The sequence below is a fragment of the Brevibacterium sp. p3-SID960 genome (assembly GCF_025144725.1).
In the GTDB taxonomy this organism is placed as follows: Bacteria; Actinomycetota; Actinomycetes; order Actinomycetales; family Brevibacteriaceae; genus Brevibacterium.
The window spans coordinates 1-19106 of sequence record NZ_JALXKS010000036.1; the positions used below are offsets into that span (position 1 = coordinate 1).

The window sequence follows — 19106 nt, forward strand, 5'->3', positions numbered from 1 at the left end:
TCTCCGCCGGCGCCGAGGTCGTCGCCCAGCTGGCACAGAGCGCTGACGGGTTCATCGCCGCCCGCAGCGGGGATGCGGCGTTCGTCTCCGGGGAGGCCGACCGGGCGCATCTGCACCGGCTGCGCGCCGCGGTCGCCGCAGTCGTCGTCGGTGCGCAGACCGTCGTCGCCGATGACCCGCAGCTGACCGTGCGAGCGGTTGACGGCGAGAACCCGGTGCGTGTGCTGCTCGACCCGCACGCCCGGATCCCAGCCGACCGGCGGGTGCTCACCGACGGGGCGGCCCCGACGCTGTGGCTCGTCGGCCCCGCCGCGGAGGTGCCGACTGACCTGGCCGCTCATGTCACCGTCGCCCGGCTGCCGGAAACCGGTGGCGAACCGGTCTCACCCGCACAGGTGCTGGCGGTCGTGCGCGAGCATGTGGCGGGTGCGGTGCTCATCGAAGGCGGTGGCCGGACGGTCTCAGAGTTCCTGACCGCCGGTGTCCTCGACCGGCTGTTCCTGACGCTGGCTCCGGTGCTCATCGGCGACGGGGTGCCGGGGCTGCGGTTCTCCGGTTCGCCGGTGATGGCCGAGGCGCTGCGGGTGCCGTTCCGCCGGCATCTGTTCGATGCCGATGTGTGCACCGAATTCGTTCTCAGCGAGACCGCCCAGCAGAACACCTCGGGGCTGCTGGAGAGCTGAGTTCAGCGCGGCCGGCGCAGCCAGTGCCACAGCAGCACGGCCAGACCCGGCAGTGTGGAGACGGTGGCGAGCAGCCCATAGGCGGTCGCTGCGCTGACGGCGGATTCGGCCTGCAGAGCCAGGGGTCCGGCGAGCAGCCCGACGGACAGTTCACGGGCACCCCACCCGCCGACCCCGACCGGCAAGCTCATCGCCGCCAGCCCGATGATCGCCACAATCGGCTCAATCCCATCGCCCAGGGCGCGCATCGCGACGAGGAACAGCGCCAGGAGTGCTGCCACGCTGAGCGCAGAGGTCGCCCACACGACCGGCTGCCGGTGGGTGTCCATTCCGCGCATGCACGCCACGGCGGCGATCGCGCATCCAAGGGACACAGTCGCAGCTGCGGCTGCGGCGATGAGCGCCGGCGAGGTGTGCAGCGAGAGGATGACGGCGGCGGCTGCAAAGAGCAGTGTTGTCGCGCTGAGCCGCTCCGCCCCGACCGCCAGGAGCGGTGAGAGCCAGCGGCGGCGCCCGCTGTTGCGGTAGATCGCTGCGCGCACGGCATCGCCGGCCAGCCCGCCGGGCAGCACCATGTTCGCGAAGCTGGAGGCGTAGCAGTCGGCCAGTGCCCGGCCGAACCCGAGCCGGATCCCGCCGGCGGCGGCGAGCAGGCGCCAGCGCAGAGCCTGCGCACCGGTGGCTGCGAACCCGAGCCGGATCCCGCCGGCGGCGGCGAGGATGCTCACCGGCCCGAGCGCGGTGAATCCGGCGGTGAGCGCCTGCGCGCCGATGAGTCGGGCGGTGATGGAGAGCAGCACGACACTGGTGATCACTGCGAGCACCCGCATCCACGGCCCACCCCAGGATTGTGTTCGCGTGCGCGTCGGTGCCTCGGTTGGCGCGAAGGCACGGGGGCCGGTGCGCGTGCGGTCCGCCGAGGTGCCGGGCACCTGGGTCAACGCCCCTCCCCTGGCGTGGCGGGCAGGTCCCCTGGTGAGGTGGGCAGGATGAGCAGATCGCGGTGGTCGACGGTGATGGTGAGTGTCTCGTCAGCCAGCCGGTCGCCCAGCCATGCGGTGAAGAGAGCCGCGGAGCCGGCGTCCTGTTCGCTGGCAGCGGTGACGCGGTCGGTGAGGAATCGAGTGAGGAACGCATGATCCTCACGGGCGCTGAGCTGCCATGGGCTGGCGGTGGACTGCACGCGCATGCCGGCGGCTTCGGCAGCGTCCTGCAGGTGAGAAGCGGCAGCCGCACCGAGCCGGCCCTCGCGCTGCTGATGGGCGGCGAAGGCGCTGGCAATCTGCCGGTCTGCCGGGTGGACGGGGTTGAGCTGCCAGTCGCCGGTGATGGTGAGCAGGAACAGACCCGGCGCCCCGGTCGCTGCCAGCGTATCGATGAGGGCCGCGGCATCAGCCGGGCGCAGCACGTCGAGCACGGCGCTGCCGGTGATGAGGTCGACGGGCCGGCCGACGTCGAGGATGCGCGGCAGCTCGGCGATCGGGGCGCGGCGGGTCTCAGCGCGGCGGTCGGGAGCAGAGCCGATGCGGGCAGCGGCCTGGGTGAGCGCGTCTGGATCGTCGTCGATGAGCAGCCATGTCCTTTCGGTGATGCCGCGGTCGGCGAACGCAGTGTCGAACCAGAGTGCGGAGTTGCCGGTGCCGGCGCCGATGTCGCAGATCCGCAGCCTCCGGTCTTCAGCAGCCGGCACGGCAGGTGCGGTAGTTACGGTAGGCGCGGCAGGTGTGGTCTCCCGGTGGCCTGCCACCGCCTCGAGCGCGGCGTCGACGAGCGGCAGGGAGGCAGTGCGCGCGGCGTTGTCATACGCGATGCGCATGTCGAGCCAGTCCCCGTGTTCGGGTGAGGACGGGCCAGCCGCAGACGCATCCGCTGAACCAGCAGACCCATGCGCTGAACCAGTGGCCGCATCCGCTGAACCAGCAGCCGCGTCGACGGCAGCGAGCAGTGCCGCTGCGGTCTCCTCCCACCCGGGCAGATCCTTGCGGGCGCGCCGCGCCTGCTCCCGCAGCTGGGTGCGGTCATGCTCATCGCCGAGCCATGCCATGAGTGCCTCAGCCCAGGCTCCCGGTTCCGGCGGCAGGGCCCGGCCCGCCTGCAGGGCCTCCTGCGCGCCGGTGCCTGCGGTGACGAACGCGGGGATGCCAGCGGCAACGGCCTCGGTGATGACCATCCCGAAGGTCTCGTGGACCGAGGGCAGCAGGAGCAGATCGGCGGCCGCGAGGGCGGCATCGACACCGTGTTCGTCGAGTTCGCCGGTGATCTTCCAGCTGCTGGCCGGCAGGCAGGTCAGTGCCTGCCGCAGCTGCTCGGCATAGTGAGGTTCGGTGATCGGGCCTGCGAACACGCAGCTGATCCCGGCATCAGGCATGGCTGCCTGCACGGTGGTGAGCGCTTCGGCCAGCAGCAGCTGATTCTTCCGCTCCTCGACAGAGGCGAGGCACAGCAGGCGAGTGCCCGCTGCCTCGGGCACGGTGAGCGGACGAAGTTCGGTGCCCGGCCGGGCGACAGCGGCGCGCAGCCCGTAGAGACCGGCGATGTCCGCTGCGGCGTGCTGACTGGTGACGATGATGCCATCGGCGGCCTGCAGGCAGGCGCGCTCACGAGCAAGAGCCTCGCCACCGCCTCGGCCGCGGGGCAGGTGGACGAGCTGCAGCAGCGGGCCAGCGCACACCGGCGGGGTGCGCAGCGCACATCCCAGCAGCCCGTCGAGGACAACCGGGCCGTCGAGCTCGGTGAGCAGGCCGTGCACGCGGGCCTCATCGGCGGCAGACGGGTCGGGCCAGCTGCCGGGCACGGGCTGCAGGCGCAGCCGGCCGGCGGCGGCGTCGGTGACGGCGCGGTTGTAGCGGGCCCCACCGGAGGCCCGGCCGAGGGCCGGTTCGAGCAGATGGACCGGCCGGGAGCTCATACCTGCCGGGGCCCCGGGTCGGCCGGGTGCAGGGTCGGCGCCGGCGGGACGGTGTAGGTGACCCGCGCGTTGGGGTTCTCGTCCAGGGTCACGGCGATGCTGATGTCGGGCCGGTCGGTGAGTGCTGCGCGCAGGCGGGAGCCGATGTGGGCGGCGATGACCTCGGTCGTCGAGATCTTCCCGGCGAAGTCGGGGTGCTCGTCGAGGTTGGCATACCGCAGCGGGTCGAGGGCCGCGGAGAGGATCTCACCGGCCCGGCCGATGTCGAGCACGACGCCGTGGGAGTCGAGTTCGGCGGTCTCGAAGTGGGCCTCGACGGCGAGCGTGGCGCCGTGCATGTGCTGCGCCGGGCCGAAGAACGGGTCGGGCAGGCTGTGGGCGATCATGATGTGGTCGTTGATGCTCAGGCGGAACATGGCTCTCCTCTCAGCCGGGCAGGCTGCGGTAGTCGACGATGTGGCACAGGCTGGCGGGGTCGGTGAGCACGCGGTCCATGACGACCGGCAGTTCGGACCAGTCGGTGGAACCGGTGATGAGCGCATCGAAGCGCTCGTCATGCAGGGCGTCGAGTGCCTGGCCGAGCCGCTGGGCGCGGGTGCGGCGGGCGCGCTGGCCGGCGGCGACCTGACCGACTTGGCTGGCGATGATCGACAGGCGGCGAGCGTGGAAGTCCGCGCCGAGCGGCACGCGCGGGGCGTCGGTGCCGTACCAGGATGCTTCGACGACGGTGCCGTCGTCACCGGTGAGGGCCAGTGCGGTGGTCAATCCGGCTTCCGTTCCCGAGGTGTGGATGACGATATCGCAGTCGCCGCTGGCCTCATCTGGGGTCGCGGTGGCCAGGCCGAGGCCGGTGAGCATCTCGCGGCGTGCGGCGTCGGTATCGATGACTTCGAGCCGGGAGAGTCCCATCCGGTCGGCCAGCAGCGCGGTGGAGGTGCCGATCATGCCGGCGCCGATGATGGCCACGCGGTCCCCGAAGCGCGGCGGAGCCTGCCACAGGATGTTGATCCCGGTCTCGGCCGCCCCGGCGAGCAGCGCACGCGAGGTGGGCACCGCCTCAGGCACGGGGTGGACGTCAGCCGGGCCGACGATGTGGTGAGTGTGGTGCGGCAGCAGCCCGAAGACGCGCTGGCCGAGCTGGTCGGCCGGGCCCTCGTCGATAGCGCCGACGGCCAGATACCCGTAGGAGACGGGGAAGGGGAAGGTGCCGCGCTGAGCGGGGGCGGCCATGAGATCCGCGACTGAGTCGGGGACCCGGCCTTCCCACACGAGGCGTTCGGTGCCGCGGGAGATTGCCGAGACGGTGGTGCCGACCCGCAGCTGCCCACTGGCGGCGTGCGGTTCGTCGACCTCGCGCCAGCGGCCGCGGCGTGCCTCTTCGATCCAGAATTCCCAGGCCATGGTTCCAATGTACGCGCTCGACCTGCAGGTGCGCTCCGCGCCGGCGAGTCGGCTTTCCGCAGGTGGGGCCCGCGGGCTTGAGCTTGAGGGGAGAGAACGTGGGCTTGAGGGGGAAAGTTAGGAAAGTTATTCATGGTTTTCGCGCCTGAAACCATGAATAACTTTGCTAACTTTCCGGATCCTCGGGTGTGGCGGGCCTGCGGTTACCTGACGATGTGCGCAGAGCCACCCATCTGCTGCCGGTCTGCAGCAGATGAGTGGCTCCGCAGATTTGTCTGGACTGCTCTTCAGAGGCGTCAGTGTGCGCCTCTGCGATGTCAGTTCGCGGCGGATTCCTCGTCGCGCTTGTCGAGCTCGGGGTTCATCGGGATGCGCATGTGGCGTTCCTTGGCGACCTCGACGGCGCGGTCGTAGCCGGCGTCGACATGGCGAATGACGCCCATGCCCGGGTCGTTGGTGAGCAGGCGGGTGAGCTTCTGCTCCGCCAGCTCGGTTCCATCGGCGACCGAGACCTGACCGGCGTGGATCGAACGGCCCATGCCTACGCCGCCGCCGTGATGCAGCGACACCCAGGTCGCGCCCGAGGAGGTGTTGACCATGGCGTTGAGCAGCGGCCAGTCGGCGACCGCGTCGGTGCCGTCGAGCATGCCCTCAGTCTCACGGTAGGGCGAGGCGACGGAGCCGGAGTCGAGATGGTCACGGCCGATGACGATCGGTGCGGAGACCTTGCCCTCGGCGACGAGCTTGTTGAAGAGCACACCTGCCTGGTGGCGCTCCTTGTAACCCAGCCAGCAGATGCGGGCGGGCAGGCCCTCGAACTCGACGTACTCATCAGCGGCGTCGAGCCAGCGATGCAGCGACTCGTTCTCGGGGAAGAGCTCCTTGAGCGCCTGGTCGGTGACCTTGATGTCCTGCGGGTCACCGGAGAGCGCGACCCAGCGGAAGGGTCCCATGCCCTCGCAGAACAGCGGGCGGATGTAGGCCGGGACGAAGCCGGGGAACTCAAAGGCGCGATCGTAGCCGGCCTTGCGGGCCTCGTCGCGGATCGAGTTGCCGTAGTCGAAGACCTCGGCTCCCTTGTCCTGGAAGCCGACCATCGCAGCGACGTGCTTGGCCATCGACTCCTCAGCCCGCAGCGTGAACTTCTCTGGATCCTCATCAGCTTCGGCCTGCCAGTCCTCAAGGCTGACACCCAGCGGCAGGTAGGACAGCGGGTCATGAGCCGAGGTCTGGTCGGTGACGATGTCGACGGGCACGTCGCGAGCGAGCAGCTCGGGGACGATGTCTGCGGCGTTGCCGACGAGGCCGACAGACAGCGCACGCTTCTCCTCTTTGGCCTTGAGCACCTTCTCGAGAGCGACCTCGAGGTCGGTCTCGACCTCGTCGAGGTAGCGCTTGGACTGGCGGCGGTCGAGCCGGGACTTGTCGACGTCGATGATGAGGCAGGCGCCGCCGTTGAGGGTCACCGACAGCGGCTGGGCACCGCCCATGCCGCCGCAGCCGGCGGTGAGGGTCAGGGTGCCGGCCAGGGTTCCGTTGAAGCGCTTGCGGGCGACGGCGGCGAAGGTCTCGTAGGTGCCCTGCAGGATGCCCTGGGTGGCGATGTAGATCCAGGAACCGGCGGTCATCTGGCCGTACATCATGAGGCCTTCAGCTTCGAGGTGGCGGAAGTGCTCCCAGTTGGCCCAGTCGCCGACGAGGTTGGAGTTGGCGATGAGCACCCGCGGGGCCCATTCGTGGGTGCGCAGCACACCGACCGGCTTGCCGGACTGGACGAGAAGGGTCTCGTCGGCTTCGAGGTCGTCGAGGGTCTTGACGATCGCGTCGAAGGCCTCCCATGAGCGGGCGGCACGGCCGGTGCCGCCGTAGACGACGAGGTCTTCGGGACGTTCGGCGACCTCGGGATCGAGGTTGTTCATGAGCATCCGCTTGGCGGCTTCGGTCGACCAGGTCTTGGCGGTGATCTCGGTGCCGCGCGGAGCGCGCACGACGCGTTCCGGGTCGTGGCGGGTGAACGTCTGCTTCGCGGCTGCTTCCTTCGCAGCTGCGGTGTCTGGGGTTTCGGATGCGTGTGACGTCGTCATGCGTCTTCCTCCGGCTCTCGGGAGCGCCTGCAGTCAAGCGCAAGGTGGGAACGGTTCTGCTCCCAGTCTGCGCGCAGGCGGAAGCAGCCGAAAGTGAGCCGAAGCACGATCTGTCCGGGATCTCGGACACCCGGCCGCCTCGTGCCGCGACTTCGCTGCCTCAAACCGCGCGTTAACCGCCTCATACCGCGCGTTCATCGTCCGTGCCGCCCCGGTGTCCGCGCTGCCCCGATCCGAGAGCTCGGGTCGCGGCTTGCCCGCCGGCGAGATCTGCGGCTCAGTCGAGGATGATGATGTCGACCTTCCGCGGGCCGTGGACACCCTCGACGCGTTGCAGCTCGATATCCGAGGTCGCCGACGGGCCGGAGAACATCGTCACCGGCCGCCTGTGATCGATGCGGGCGAGCGCCTCAGGCACAAGCTCGACGAGCGATTCGGCCGGCACCACGCAGATGTGGTGGTCGGGGATGAGACTGATCGCACGACGCCCTTCGGCAGGCCCTGCATTGAGGAACACGGTCCCGGTCTCCGCGCATGACACGGTCGAAGACGTCACGACGGCGTCGACCGCGTCGAGTTCGGCGTTGCTGAGCGGCTGATCTGCTGTGTCGACGATCCTCTCACCAGCAGAACCGTCACCGGGCAGCCAGTCGACCGGAAATCCCTCCGGCACAACGTGCCGCGCGTCTTCGCCGAGGAGTTCGGCGATCCGCCCGGCGACCGTCTCTGCGGTTTCGATGAATGCGCGAGCCTTGTAGTCGACGATCCGGTCGATGAACATCTCGCGCACCGTCTGCGGGTCGGCGCTGCCGCGCTGCCGGTAGTCGCGCACGGGTGCGGCCGGCTGCGAATTGTCGGCCAGCGCCCCGCGGATGCGTGCGAGGATCTCGGCCTTCGCCGAGGTGGTCTGCTCACTCATGCTCTCTCGCCTTTCATCCGGTCGTCGTCCGCGCCCGAGGCGGTGGTCGCCGAGGTCTCGGTGCCGCGGGCATAGTCGGCCACGGCGGCACCGGTGGCGTCGTGGTGCTGGATGCCTGTCCGTTCGGCGGCCATGAGCCGGGTGTAGTCATCGGCAGGTGCAGCGAAGCGCGCATGGAGTTCCGCGGCCTTGCCGCGGTTGGCTTCGATGAGAGCTGCGATATCGGCCCGCTGCTCGGGAGTGCGGCGCACTGGGGTGCGCGTGCGGTTGCGCTTCCACCAGTGCCGGAAGGACTGCGCAGGCGGTGCGTCGATGATCCGGTGCCGGGTCCACCCGCCGATGAGGCCGGGCAGGAAGGAGATCTTCCCGTCCCTGCCTCCGAGGATCTTGCCCAGCGGCAGCCCCCGTTCACCGACGCTCAGCAGCCCGGGCTTCGCGAAGGCGGTCTTGGCAGCCGCCATGAGGGCATCCATCTGATCGGGCACCCGACGCGCCACCGCCCCGACGGTGCGCGCAGCCCCTGTGCGGACGGCCGCTGTCAGGCGGGCGCGCCGGGAGACGCCGGAAGCAGAGGCGTCGGTGGCAGGCGGCACGCCCACCGCCTCGGGCGCGGTGCGGCGCGCGTTGTGGCGTGCCTCGACGTCGGCGCCGCGCAGATGGACGAGCACGTCGGGGATGTTGATCTTGACCGGGCAGACCTCGTAGCAGGCCCCACACAGGGACGAGGCGTAGGGCAGCGAGTTGTTCGCCGCGGCTTCGATGCCGGTCATCTGCGGGGACAGGATCGCGCCGATCGGGCCCGGGTAGACCGAGCCGTAGGCGTGGCCGCCAGCGCGCTCGAAGACGGGGCAGACATTGAGGCAGGCCGAACAGCGGATGCAGTGCAGGGCCTGGCGGCCGACCTCATCGGCCAGTGTGGCGGTGCGGCCGTTGTCGATGAGGATGACGTGGAGGTTCTGCGGCCCGTCGCCTGGAGTGACGCCGGTCCACAGGGAGGTGTAGGGGTTCATCCGCTCACCGGTTGAGGAACGCGGCAGCAGCTGCAGGAACACCTCCAGGTCGGCAAAGCGCGGCAGCACCTTCTCGATCCCCATGAAGGTGATGAGGGTGTCCGGCAGGGTCAGGCACATGCGGCCGTTGCCTTCGGATTCGACGATCGTCAGCGTGCCGGTCTCAGCGATCCCGAAGTTCGCCCCGGAGACGGCGACGCGGTTGTCGAAGAACTTCGCGCGCAGGCGCTCGCGCGAGGCGTCGGCCAGGTCGGTGGGCTCAGAGGTCAGATCCGAACGCACGCCGTCGATCTCGCGCAGGAAGATGTCGCGGACCTCGTCGCGGTTGCGGTGGATGGCCGGCACGACGATGTGCGAGGGCTTATCGCCGCCGAGCTGCACGATCTCCTCGGCCAGGTCGGTCTCAACAGCGGTGATGCCGTGAGCTTCGAGGTATTCGTTGAGACCGGTCTCCTGAGTGGCCATCGACTTGATCTTGTTGACCTCGTTCACCCCCTGCTCCTGGATCAGCCGCAGGGCGATCGCATTGGCCTCATCGGCATCGCGGGCCCAGTGGACGTGGCCGCCGGCCGCGGTGAAGGAGGCCTCGAACTGCTCGAGGAGTTCGGGCAGGTCGGCCAGCACGTTCTGCTTGATCGCCGAGCCGGCGGCGCGCAGCTGCTGCCAGTCGGGCATCTCGCTGACGACGGCGGCGCGCTTGCCGCGGATCTTGCGCATCGCGAAGTTGAGGTTGCCGCGCAGGGTCTCGTTCTTCAGATCCCGGGCCGCGCCCGAGGTGAAGGGTTCGTCGGCGAAGAGGTTGCCGCGGCCGTGGCGGATCGTCGGCATCCCGAGGTTGACGGTGGTCATGCGCAGCTCCTTCCGCCCCCGGAGACGGCGACGTCACCGGAGACCTGCAGGGGATTCTCCCGGGTGCTCGCGAGGATCTCAGCGAAGTGAACGGTGGTGATGCCGATCCTCTGCTTCTGTGCGGCACCGCCGATGTTCATCAGGCATGAGACGTCGCCGCCGGCGCAGATCGAGGCGCCGGTGGACTGGATCGCGGCGACTTTGTCGGCGGTCATCGCCCCGGAGGTGCCGGCGTTCTTGAAGGAGAAGGTGCCGCCGAAGCCGCAGCATTCCTCCAAATCGGGCAGTTCAGCGTAGTCGATGCCGGCGACGGTGCGCAGCAGATCGGACTGCCGAGTGCCGAGCTTCATGTGCCGCAGCCCGTGGCAGCTGGAGTGGAAGGTCACCCGGTGCGGGAAGTAGGAGCCGAGCTGGGCGGCGGCATCGGTGATGCCGAGGACGTCGATGAGCAGCTTCGAGAGCTCAAACGTTCGCCCGGCGATGGCCTCCGCCGCCGAGGCGCAGGCTGGGTCGCCGGCGCGGCGAGCGATGTCGGGCTGCTGGTGCTGCAGGGACACGACGCACGAGGCAGAGGGGGCGACGGCGACGTCGTAGTCGTAGTCGGAGAAGGCCTCGACGTGGTTGCGCACGATGTCGTAGGCGTCTGCGAAGTAACCGGAGTTGACGTGCATCTGCGAGCAGCAGGTCTGCTGGGGCGGGAAGACGACCTCGTGGCCGAGCCGTTCGAGGATCCGCACCGTGGCCTCGGCTACCCGCGGATACATCGCGTCGACGATGCAGGTCGGGAAGATCGCGATCCGCAGCGCGGCCTGCGCCGATGTCGCGGTTTGCGCCGGTGTCGGGGCCTGGGCTGACTGCGCAGCACCGGGCGGGCTGGGCCGGGTGGCCGATGTCATTGTCTACTCCCCTCTGACGTCCCGCCTGCCGGCAGGAGCTCGACGTCAGCGCCCTCACGGTTCCGGAGCGAGGTCGATGCCCGGAGCGGTTCTGGTGAGGTGCTGCTGTGTGCCATCGTACGCCTTGAACCTGACACTGATTTGTGCTCGTCCCGAACGTGTGTAAGCTGTGGTCCCACCACATACTGTAATCTAGCACACAGCCCCGGCACGGACACGTTCACTGCTGAACGCACCTCACTGGCCGCGCCCGCAATCGCGCCCTCCCGTTTCAAGGAGCCCCCGTGGAGAACTTCACCGCAGCCACCGACGCCGTCGGCGGGTCACTGGGCCTGTCCGCCCTTGTCGCCCTCATCCCGCTTGCGACCTTCTTCGCCATGCTGCTCGGCGTCAAAGCCCGCGCCCACACCTCGGCGCTGGCCGCGCTGACCGCGGCGCTGCTCGTCGCCTGGCTCGGATTCAAGATGCCGCTCGGACTGGCGGCCCTGTCCGCGACACAGGGCGCAGCCTTCGGGCTGTTCCCGATCGTGTGGATCATCGTCATGGCACTGTGGTTCTACGAGCTGACCGTCACGTCCGGTCGCTTCGAGGACCTGCGTCTGCTCTTCGACCGCATCGGCGGCGGCGACCTGCGCATCCAGGCGATCCTCATCGCCTTCTGCTTCGGCGGCCTGCTCGAAGCCCTCGCCGGCTTCGGCGCCCCGGTTGCCATCACCGCCACGATGGTGATGGCCCTCGGCGTGGCTCCGCTGCGCGCGGCCATCGCCGTGCTGCTGGCCAACACCGCGCCGGTGGCCTTCGGTGCACTCGCGATCCCGATCACCACCGCAGGATCCCTGACCGGTGAGGACCCGGCGGCGATCGGTGCGATCGTCGGTGTGCAGGCCCCGTTCGTCGCCTGGATCGTGCCCTTCGTGCTGCTCTTCGTCCTCGACGGGCTGCGCGGCATCAAGGACGCCTGGCCGGCAGCGCTCGTCATCGGCCTGTCCTTCGGCATCGCCCAGTGGTGGTCGGCGACCCACTTCTCCTACGAGATGACCGACATCGTCGCCTGCCTCGCCTCGCTCGGCGCAGCCGTGCTGTTCCTCAAGGTCTGGACCCCGCGCGGCACCGCAGAGGTGCGCGAGCGCCTCGGCGTCACCGCATCGGTGAGTAACGCCGAGCTCAAGCCGGTGCGCGTGTGGATGGCCCTGCTGCCCTATCTGCTCGTCGTCGCCTTCTTCGCCGTGGCGAACATGTGGAAACTCGGCATCGATGTCCCGGCCGCCCTGGCGTCCACCACCCTGGAGATCCCGTGGCCGGGGCTGTCCGAGCACCTGCTCACCGCCGACGGCTCGGCCGTCGCATCCACCACCTACAAGCTCGCCTGGCTGTCCTCACCGGGCACCATCCTGCTCATCACCGGACTCGTCGTCGCCGCGATCTACACGATCTTCAGCGAACACGGCCGCTACCGCCTCGGGATGGGTGCAGCACTCGGGCTCATCGGCACCTGCGCCTGGCGGATGCGGTGGGCGGCACTGACGATCGCGGCCGTGCTGGCGCTGGCCTATGTCATGAACTTCTCCGGCCAGACCGTCTCGATCGGCGCCTACCTCGCGTCGCTGGGCGCGATCTTCGCCTTCCTCTCTCCGATCCTCGGCTGGCTCGGCACCGCCGTCACCGGATCCGACACCTCGGCCAACGCCCTGTTCTCCAACCTGCAGCACACCGCGGCGACCAACGCCGGGATCGACCCGAAGCTGCTGCTGGCAGCCAACACCTCGGGCGGGGTCGTGGGCAAGATGATCTCCCCGCAGTCCCTGGCGATCGCAGCGACGGCGGTGCAGATGGAAGGCAAGGAGTCCGAGATCTTCAAGAAGGTCATCCCGTGGAGCATCGGGCTGCTGTTCATCATCTGCAGCCTCGTGTTCCTGCAGTCGAATGTGCTCTCGTGGATGCTTCCCTGAGCATTCACCAGATGGGCCCCGAACGCCGCGCTCCCGCGAAGTCCTATGCCGCCATCCTCGACGCTGTCGAAGACCGGCTGCGCTCAGGGCAGCTGCGCATCGGCGACCGCCTGCCCTCGGAGCGGGCGCTGGCTGAGGAGTTCGGCATCTCCCGCAACTCCGTGCGCGAGGCGATCCGCATCCTCGACGCCCTCGGGCTCGTGCGTTCGGGGGTCGGTTCGGGGCCGAGCGCTGGGGCGATCGTCATCTCCGAACCCTCGGCCGCACTCGGCTGGGGGCTGCGGATGCACCTGGCGTCGAGCTTCCTGCCGGTCGTCGATGTCGTCGCGGTGCGCCTACTGCTCGAAGCCGACGCCGCTGCTGCTGCCGCCCGGCGTGAGGCCGTCTCCGACCCCGAGGCGGAACAGACTCTTGCACGGGCCGCTGAGATCCTCGCTGCGCTCGATGATCCTGCTCTGCCCGATGAGACCTTCCACGAACTCGATGCGCAGTTCCACCTGACGATCACCTCGCTGGGCGGCAATGAGGTGACGACGACGATTCTCGGCTCGCTGCGCCAGGCGACCGTCGGCTATGTGCAGGAGGGGGTGCGGCTGCTGGCCGACTGGCCGCAGGTCAGGCTGCGCCTCCAGGAGCAGCACCGGCAGATCCTCGCCGCTGTGGCGGGCAGCGACCCGCCGACCGCCGCGGCCGCCGTCAGCGCTCACGTCGAGTGGTTCTACCGGATGGCCTTCGAGCACCTGGAGGGGTGAGGCGCCACGGTGCTGAAGACCGGCAGACCCCTCCCGCCCAGCAGCCCGGCTGACTCCGCTCTAGGATAGATGCCATGAGCGTGCTGGCAGAGACGCAGGCGAACCGCCGCCTGATTGCAGAGGACTCCACCTGGTCTTTCCTGCGCAGCGACAATGTGTGGTTCGCCGCTCCGATCCTGCGCACACACCTGACCGGCACCACGGTCCGGATGGCCGCCAGCGACCTGTTCGACCTCATCGACGCCGACCTCGATGCCCTGCGATATCAGGGTCACACCATCATGGGCACGGCCCGCAGCTACTGCGAGCAGTGGCGACGCGACGGAATCCTCATCCGCCGCAGCGTCGAGGCCATCCGGGAGGAGACCTTCGAGCTGTCCCCAGCTGGGCACATCGCCCTGCAGTTCGTCGACCGGCTCGATTCGGACCGCACCTCGGTGACGCAGTCGCGGCTGGCGACGATCCAGAATCGGCTCCGCCAGCTCGTGCGCGACACCGACCCCGATGTCGAACGGCGCGTCGCAGCCCTCGAAGCTGAGCGTGATCGCATCGACGCTGAGATCGACGCCGTCCGATCAGGGGAGGCGCTGCCGGCTGATGCGGCTTCTGCTTCCGAATCGGCACGTGACGTCTCCCAGCTGGCTTCCGAGCTGCCCGCTGACTTCGCCCGCGTGCGCTCCGAACTGGAGAGCATCAACCGTTCGCTGCGCACCCAGCTTGTGGAGGAAGCCGACCAGCGGGGAACTGTGCTGTCCGATGTGTGGCGCGGTGTCGACCATCTCGCTGAATCCGAGGCTGGCCGGTCGTTCGACGGCTTCGCTTCGATGCTTCTCGACACTGAAGCGGGTTTGGAGTTCGAAACGAACATCACGGAGCTGCTCGGCCGGGATTTCGTCGATCGCCTCGATCCTGCGACAGTGACGTTCCTGCGCCGGCTCGTTCCGATGCTCCAGGATCGTGCGGCAGAAGTCGGCGATGTCATGACGGCCCTGACGCGGTCGCTGCGCCGGTTCGTGCAATCGAGCGAATTCGCCGAAGACCGCAGTGTTGCAGCAGCCATCCGATCCGCGCGGTCCTTGGCGGTGCAGGTCGCCGCCGAGGTGCCGGTGTACGAACGGCTGAACATCTCGATCGCCCGGCCGTCTGTCGAGCTGCGCTCCGTCGGCTCCCTGCGCCTGCATGATCCGGCTCTGGCCCGAGTCGCGGATGAGGTCGAGTCACACACCACGGGCACCCTCGACGCAGCTGCACTGCGCTCCCTCGCCAGGGAGGCCGATATCGACATGAAGGAGCTTGCCGAGAACGTCAACGCCGCGCTCTCCGCTCACCGCGCGGGTCAGCTGCCTTCTGCCCAGGAGGATCTGCCGGGAATCGGAATCGGCGATGTCCTGGGATTCCGTCCGGCCACACAGGGGCTCGGCAGCGTCATCGGGCTCATGGATCTCGCGCTGCGCTACGGCAGCAGCGAACCCGATGAGTATGAGACGCTGCGCTGGGTGTCGGTCTCCGGTGCCGAACGCAGCGCCGAGGCGCTCTGCTTCCGTTTCACTGAGCCGATCCCGGCCCTCAGGCGCACCCGTCGCACTCGTGAAGGAACGCATGCCCAGCTCTGAAGCCAGTCGTGACGCACCTGCCGTGCCCGAGGCACCGGCCCGGGAGCCGGAAGCGAACCCGGACCAGCTCTGGGAGTACGACTCTGGAACTCTCAGCGCCGATGCCCGGCGCGCACTCGTCCGGCTCGTGCAGGGGCCCTACGTCTCAAGCCAGTCCCACCCGGCGCTGTGGCGGGCGACCCTCAATGGTGAGAAGGTGCTGCGCTCACGACTGGCGGATATGTTCTTGGAGCTCATCGTTGATGAGGAGAGCGGGATCGCGTTCGTGCGCAATGTCGGCGCCCCGGAAGCAGAAGCCCCGGCGGTGGTGCGCACACACCAGTTGACGCTGCTGGACTCTGCTCTCGTGCTGCAGCTGCGCTATGAGCTGCTGCGCGTGGACCGCGGCATGCGGGCGATCATCGGCGAAGAGGAGGTACGCGATTCGCTCAGCGTCTTCGCGGCCAAACAGGATCTTGACGACGTCATGTTCGCCAAGCGCTTCAACGCATCGTTCAGGAAGCTCATCCAGTACGGCATTCTGCAGAGCACGAATACCGAAGGACGCTATGAGATCTCACCGGTGCTGCGCCTGATCTTCGGTTCCGAGCAGATCCATGCCCTGACCGCGGAGTACCAGCGGATCCTCGGTGAAAACCCGTCACAGCCGGAGGGTGCCGCGGATGAGGACGGTGATGAGTCATGAGCAGCGATGCGCTCTTCGATCTGCCCAAGCAGCCGACGGCCCCTGCACCGGCGCTGGCAGCGACACCACGCCGCCAATGGCGTCTCAGCCGGCTGGAGGTGATCAACTGGGGCACATTCTCCGGCCACCATGCCGTCGACGTTCCGCCCTCGGGCCTCGTCTTCACCGGCGACTCGGGCTCCGGCAAGTCCTCGCTTCTCGATGCGATCTCCACTGTGTTGACACCCCGGGTGAAGCTCCGCTACAATGCCGCCGCGCAGGACCAGTCCGTGCGCTCCTCCGACCGCACGATCGTCAGCTATATGCGGGGCGCCTACGGCGCAGCCGAAGCTGATGACGTCGATGAGATCCGCACGACCCACCTGCGCACTGGCGCGACCTTCTCCGGCGTCCTGCTGCGCTTCGACCGGCCGGATGAGGAACCGGTCCTGCTCATCAAGCTCTTCAAACTCAACGCCGGGCAGATGACTGCCAGCGACGTCAAGGAGATCTGCATTCTCACCCGCTCCGATGCTGCGCTGCCGGACTTCAGCAGCTATCTGACCGGTGCGGTGGCGGTGCGGAAACTGAAGAAGGACTTCACGTCCGCATTTGTCACCGACAAGCACTCCGTGTTCCAGTCGCGGTACCGCGCCGCACTCGGCATCGCCTCGGATGCAGCGATGAACCTGCTCCACCGCACGGTCGCAGCGAAGAACCTCGGCAGCCTTGACGACCTGTTCCGGATGTACATGCTCGGTGAGCCCTCGACCTTCGCGACCGCCGATCGCGCCGTCGAACAGTTCTCGCAGCTGTCCGACGCGCACCAAAGCGTTGTCACTGCACGCCTGCAGCTGCAGGCGCTGGAGGAGATCTGCGCTGACGCAGATGCCTATGACGACGCGACGGCCCGAAACACCGAGCTCAGCTCTCTGCTCTCCGGACTCGACCAGGTGGCCAGCGCTCTGACGCGCGAACTCGCCGAACAGGAGCGCAGGAGAGCGCGCCGGCGCCTGTCGGGTGCCGAAGCCGCCCTCGCGAAGGCGCGCGCGGATGTCGAGGAGGCCACCCGCGATGTGGACCTGGCCCAGGCTGCACTGCGGGAGGCCGGCGGCGGTGAACTCGCCCGGCTCGCAGACCAGCTGACGGCGGCCAGGCACCGCCAGGACGACGTCGACCGGCGCCGCACCTCGCTGGCCCAGCGACTCCAGCGCGCCGGAGTCACCACCCTGCCGCAGACGGCCGAAGAGTTCGACGAACTGCTCGAACAGCGGTCCGACCCAACTGAGGAATCTGAGCGCACCCACATCCAGACCGCCGAGCACGAAGCGGCCGAACGGCACCGGCAGGCAACGGAGCGGCTGGCGGCGCTCAGAAGCGACCTCGAGGCCGCCAAAGCAGAGAAGTCCAACCTCGACAGGCCGCTGCTCAACGCCCGGAAGCTGCTGGCCCAGCAGCTGGATCTCAGCTATCAGGCACTGCCGTTCTGCGGTGAGCTGATGGAAGTGCGCGGGGAGGATGCCGCCTGGCGAGGGGCGATTGAGCGGCTGCTCGGCCCGCTCTCACGTACAATGCTCGTTGACTTCCGCTACGCCGGGCAGGTTGCCCAGACACTCGACTCCATGCATTTCGGAGTGCGGGTCGTCGTGCAGGCTGTCCACAGCTCCAGTCCTGCTCCCCCGTCGATCAGCGACTCCCGGTCTCTGGTGCACAAGGTCGATGTCCGCAGTGATTCGCCGTTCGCTGCGTGGATGCATCACACGCTGTCCACGCGATTCGACTACACCTGTGTCGATGAGTCCGCAGAATTGGCGCAGGTGGAGCGCGGACTCACTCGTGCCGGGCAGGTCAGACGGCCAGGAGACCGGTTCGAGAAGGACGACCGCACCCGGGTCGACGATCGCAGCCGTTGGGTGATGGGCTTCAGCACCGTTGAGAAGGTCACGCAGCTGCTCGAAGCCATCAGCGCCGAGCAGAAGACAGTCGCAGAGACCAAGGACCGGCTCATCCGAGCCATCGACCGGCGCGATGCCGATGCCACCAGGCGCAGCATCCTCGAAGAGCTCGCTGATACGCCGTGGTCGGAGCTCGACGCACGGGCAGCACAAGCCGCAGTCGCTGGCGCCGAACGGCGCCTTGAGCAGACGATCCGCGGCAACACCGATCTTCAGGCAGCGCAGGAACTCGTCAGCACCGCAACCGCCGCCCGTGAGACGGCCCGGGAAGCCGAAAACGCTGCGCAGACCGACGTGATCGAGCTCCGAAGCGTGCTCACACGCCTCGATGAGGCCGTTGCCCGGGCAGCGGAGGCCGGCGAAGACCCCGAACCGGATGCAGCTGTGGCAGATACCCTGCGCTCCCGGTTTCACGAACGCCGGCGCCGGCTGAGCGTCGATGACATCGCCACAGTGAAGAACGCCATCGAACGGCAGCTGCGCGAAGACCGTGATGAGGTCCAGAAGCAGCAGCACCGCGCAGAGGCCGGTTTCGAACGCCGCACCCACTCCTTCCTCAGCCAGTGGCCGGCATTCAGCGCTGACGTCGAGCGCTCGATCCGCGACCGGGACGAATACCGGCGGCGGCGCACTGCTCTGCACAGCGACGGGTTGCCTGCACATGAGAAGCGCTTCCTGGAGATGCTGCGCACCCAGTCGACCCGCAATATCGGCACGCTGAATGCGCAGATCAGCCGCGCCTTCAACGAAATCAGGGAGCGCATCCACCAGGTGAACCAGTCGCTGAGCGGAAGCCAGTTCGACCGCGGAAGGTATCTGACGATCAAACCGAAGGAGCGCCGCACCGCGGAAGTCCAGACATTCCTCGCAGAGCTGCGCGAGATCACCACCGATGCGATGACATCGCTGACACCGGAGGCCGCAGAAGAGAAGTTCGCGCTCATCAAGAAGGTCATCGGCCGCCTCGGCTCAGCTGAACCAGCAGACCGGCGGTGGCGCACCGCCTGTCTCGACACCCGTCGGCACGTCAGCTTCCTCGGCGTGGAGACTGATGCGAACGGCGAGCCGATCCGAGCCTACGAATCCTCCACCGGGCTCTCCGGCGGACAGCGCCAAAAGCTCGTCGTGTTCTGCCTGGCCGCTGCCCTGCGCTATCAGCTGACCGATTCTGCCGAAGAGCTGCCGGAATTCAGCACCGTCATGCTCGATGAAGCATTCGACAAAGCCGATGAGACCTTCGCCCGAATGGCACTGGAGACCTTCGTGGCCTTCGGCTTCCAGCTCATCCTCGCCACACCGAAGAAGCTGCTGCCGATCCTCGAAGACTATGTGGGTGCGGCCGTCAAGATCGACATCAGCGACAACCGTGACTCGCGTCTGGCAGCCCTTCAGTGGGAGCAGAGCGGGGAACCGGAGTGAGTGC

The 19106-nt window shown here is 68.3% G+C and carries 14 protein-coding genes; 6 read left to right on the forward strand and 8 right to left on the reverse strand.

The features are described from left to right. Positions 1–683 (forward strand): RibD family protein (locus M3B11_RS10625; protein ID WP_259877426.1); only part of this gene is annotated, 683 nt, incomplete at its 5' end. Positions 684–685: 2 nt separating this feature from the next. Here the strand turns inward: M3B11_RS10625 and M3B11_RS10630 are convergent. The 8 genes from M3B11_RS10630 to M3B11_RS10665 form a co-directional block, all read right to left on the reverse strand. Next, positions 686–1615 carry a flippase-like domain-containing protein gene (locus M3B11_RS10630; RefSeq protein WP_259877448.1) on the reverse strand — a complete coding sequence of 310 codons (930 nt, stop codon included), beginning with the start codon at positions 1613–1615 and terminating at the stop codon, positions 686–688. A gap of 5 nt (positions 1616–1620) precedes the next feature. Then, positions 1621–3591, reverse strand: a complete 1971-nt coding sequence (locus M3B11_RS10635) for a glycosyltransferase (protein WP_259877427.1) — start codon at positions 3589–3591, stop codon at positions 1621–1623. Beyond that, positions 3588–4007, reverse strand: a complete 420-nt coding sequence (locus tag M3B11_RS10640; RefSeq protein WP_259877428.1) for a 6-carboxytetrahydropterin synthase — start codon at positions 4005–4007, stop codon at positions 3588–3590. The genes M3B11_RS10635 and M3B11_RS10640 overlap by 4 nt, the downstream gene beginning before the upstream one ends. A gap of 10 nt (positions 4008–4017) precedes the next feature. Continuing rightward, a complete protein-coding gene (locus M3B11_RS10645; protein ID WP_259877429.1) occupies positions 4018–4992 on the reverse strand; it encodes a zinc-binding alcohol dehydrogenase in 975 nt (324 codons plus the stop codon). A 317-nt stretch (positions 4993–5309) separates the two neighbouring features. Continuing rightward, entirely contained in the window at positions 5310–7076 is a 1767-nt protein-coding gene (gene hutU / locus M3B11_RS10650; RefSeq protein ID WP_259877430.1) for a urocanate hydratase, read from the reverse strand. A gap of 277 nt (positions 7077–7353) precedes the next feature. Beyond that, positions 7354–7995, reverse strand: a complete 642-nt coding sequence (locus tag M3B11_RS10655) for an LUD domain-containing protein (protein WP_259877431.1) — start codon at positions 7993–7995, stop codon at positions 7354–7356. After that, positions 7992–9854 carry a lactate utilization protein B gene (locus M3B11_RS10660; protein WP_259877432.1) on the reverse strand — a complete coding sequence of 621 codons (1863 nt, stop codon included), beginning with the start codon at positions 9852–9854 and terminating at the stop codon, positions 7992–7994. Before M3B11_RS10660 ends, M3B11_RS10655 begins: the two co-directional genes overlap by 4 nt. Beyond that, positions 9851–10657, reverse strand: a complete 807-nt coding sequence (locus M3B11_RS10665; RefSeq protein WP_259877449.1) for a (Fe-S)-binding protein — start codon at positions 10655–10657, stop codon at positions 9851–9853. The genes M3B11_RS10660 and M3B11_RS10665 overlap by 4 nt, the downstream gene beginning before the upstream one ends. A gap of 377 nt (positions 10658–11034) precedes the next feature. Between M3B11_RS10665 and M3B11_RS10670 the strand changes: the two genes are divergently transcribed. The 5 genes from M3B11_RS10670 (at position 11035) to M3B11_RS10690 (ending at position 19102) form a co-directional block, all read left to right on the forward strand. Further along, a complete protein-coding gene (locus M3B11_RS10670) occupies positions 11035–12699 on the forward strand; it encodes an L-lactate permease (RefSeq protein WP_259877433.1) in 1665 nt (554 codons plus the stop codon). After that, entirely contained in the window at positions 12684–13451 is a 768-nt protein-coding gene (locus M3B11_RS10675; RefSeq protein WP_259877434.1) for a FadR/GntR family transcriptional regulator, read from the forward strand. The genes M3B11_RS10670 and M3B11_RS10675 overlap by 16 nt, the downstream gene beginning before the upstream one ends. A gap of 74 nt (positions 13452–13525) precedes the next feature. Continuing rightward, a complete protein-coding gene (locus M3B11_RS10680; protein ID WP_259877435.1) occupies positions 13526–15064 on the forward strand; it encodes a DUF3375 domain-containing protein in 1539 nt (512 codons plus the stop codon). Then, positions 15051–15749 (forward strand): DUF4194 domain-containing protein, encoded by a 699-nt coding sequence (locus tag M3B11_RS10685; protein ID WP_217006823.1) that lies wholly within the window; start codon positions 15051–15053, stop codon positions 15747–15749. The genes M3B11_RS10680 and M3B11_RS10685 overlap by 14 nt, the downstream gene beginning before the upstream one ends. Further along, positions 15746–19102, forward strand: a complete 3357-nt coding sequence (locus M3B11_RS10690) for an ATP-binding protein (protein ID WP_259877436.1) — start codon at positions 15746–15748, stop codon at positions 19100–19102. Before M3B11_RS10685 ends, M3B11_RS10690 begins: the two co-directional genes overlap by 4 nt. Positions 19103–19106 lie beyond the last annotated feature (4 nt).

Excerpts from the sequence above, each read along its gene's own strand:
- M3B11_RS10635 (WP_259877427.1), bottom strand. The coding sequence starts at position 3,591 with ATGAGCTCCCGGCCGGTCCATCTGCTCGAACCGGCCCTCGGCCGGGCC.
- M3B11_RS10640 (WP_259877428.1), bottom strand. The coding sequence starts at position 4,007 with ATGTTCCGCCTGAGCATCAACGACCACATCATGATCGCCCACAGCCTG.
- M3B11_RS10645 (WP_259877429.1), bottom strand. The coding sequence starts at position 4,992 with ATGGCCTGGGAATTCTGGATCGAAGAGGCACGCCGCGGCCGCTGGCGC.
- hutU (WP_259877430.1), bottom strand. The coding sequence starts at position 7,076 with ATGACGACGTCACACGCATCCGAAACCCCAGACACCGCAGCTGCGAAG.
- M3B11_RS10655 (WP_259877431.1), bottom strand. The coding sequence starts at position 7,995 with ATGAGTGAGCAGACCACCTCGGCGAAGGCCGAGATCCTCGCACGCATC.
- M3B11_RS10660 (WP_259877432.1), bottom strand. The coding sequence starts at position 9,854 with ATGACCACCGTCAACCTCGGGATGCCGACGATCCGCCACGGCCGCGGC.
- M3B11_RS10680 (WP_259877435.1), top strand. The coding sequence starts at position 13,526 with ATGAGCGTGCTGGCAGAGACGCAGGCGAACCGCCGCCTGATTGCAGAG.
- M3B11_RS10685 (WP_217006823.1), top strand. The coding sequence starts at position 15,051 with ATGCCCAGCTCTGAAGCCAGTCGTGACGCACCTGCCGTGCCCGAGGCA.
- M3B11_RS10690 (WP_259877436.1), top strand. The coding sequence starts at position 15,746 with ATGAGCAGCGATGCGCTCTTCGATCTGCCCAAGCAGCCGACGGCCCCT.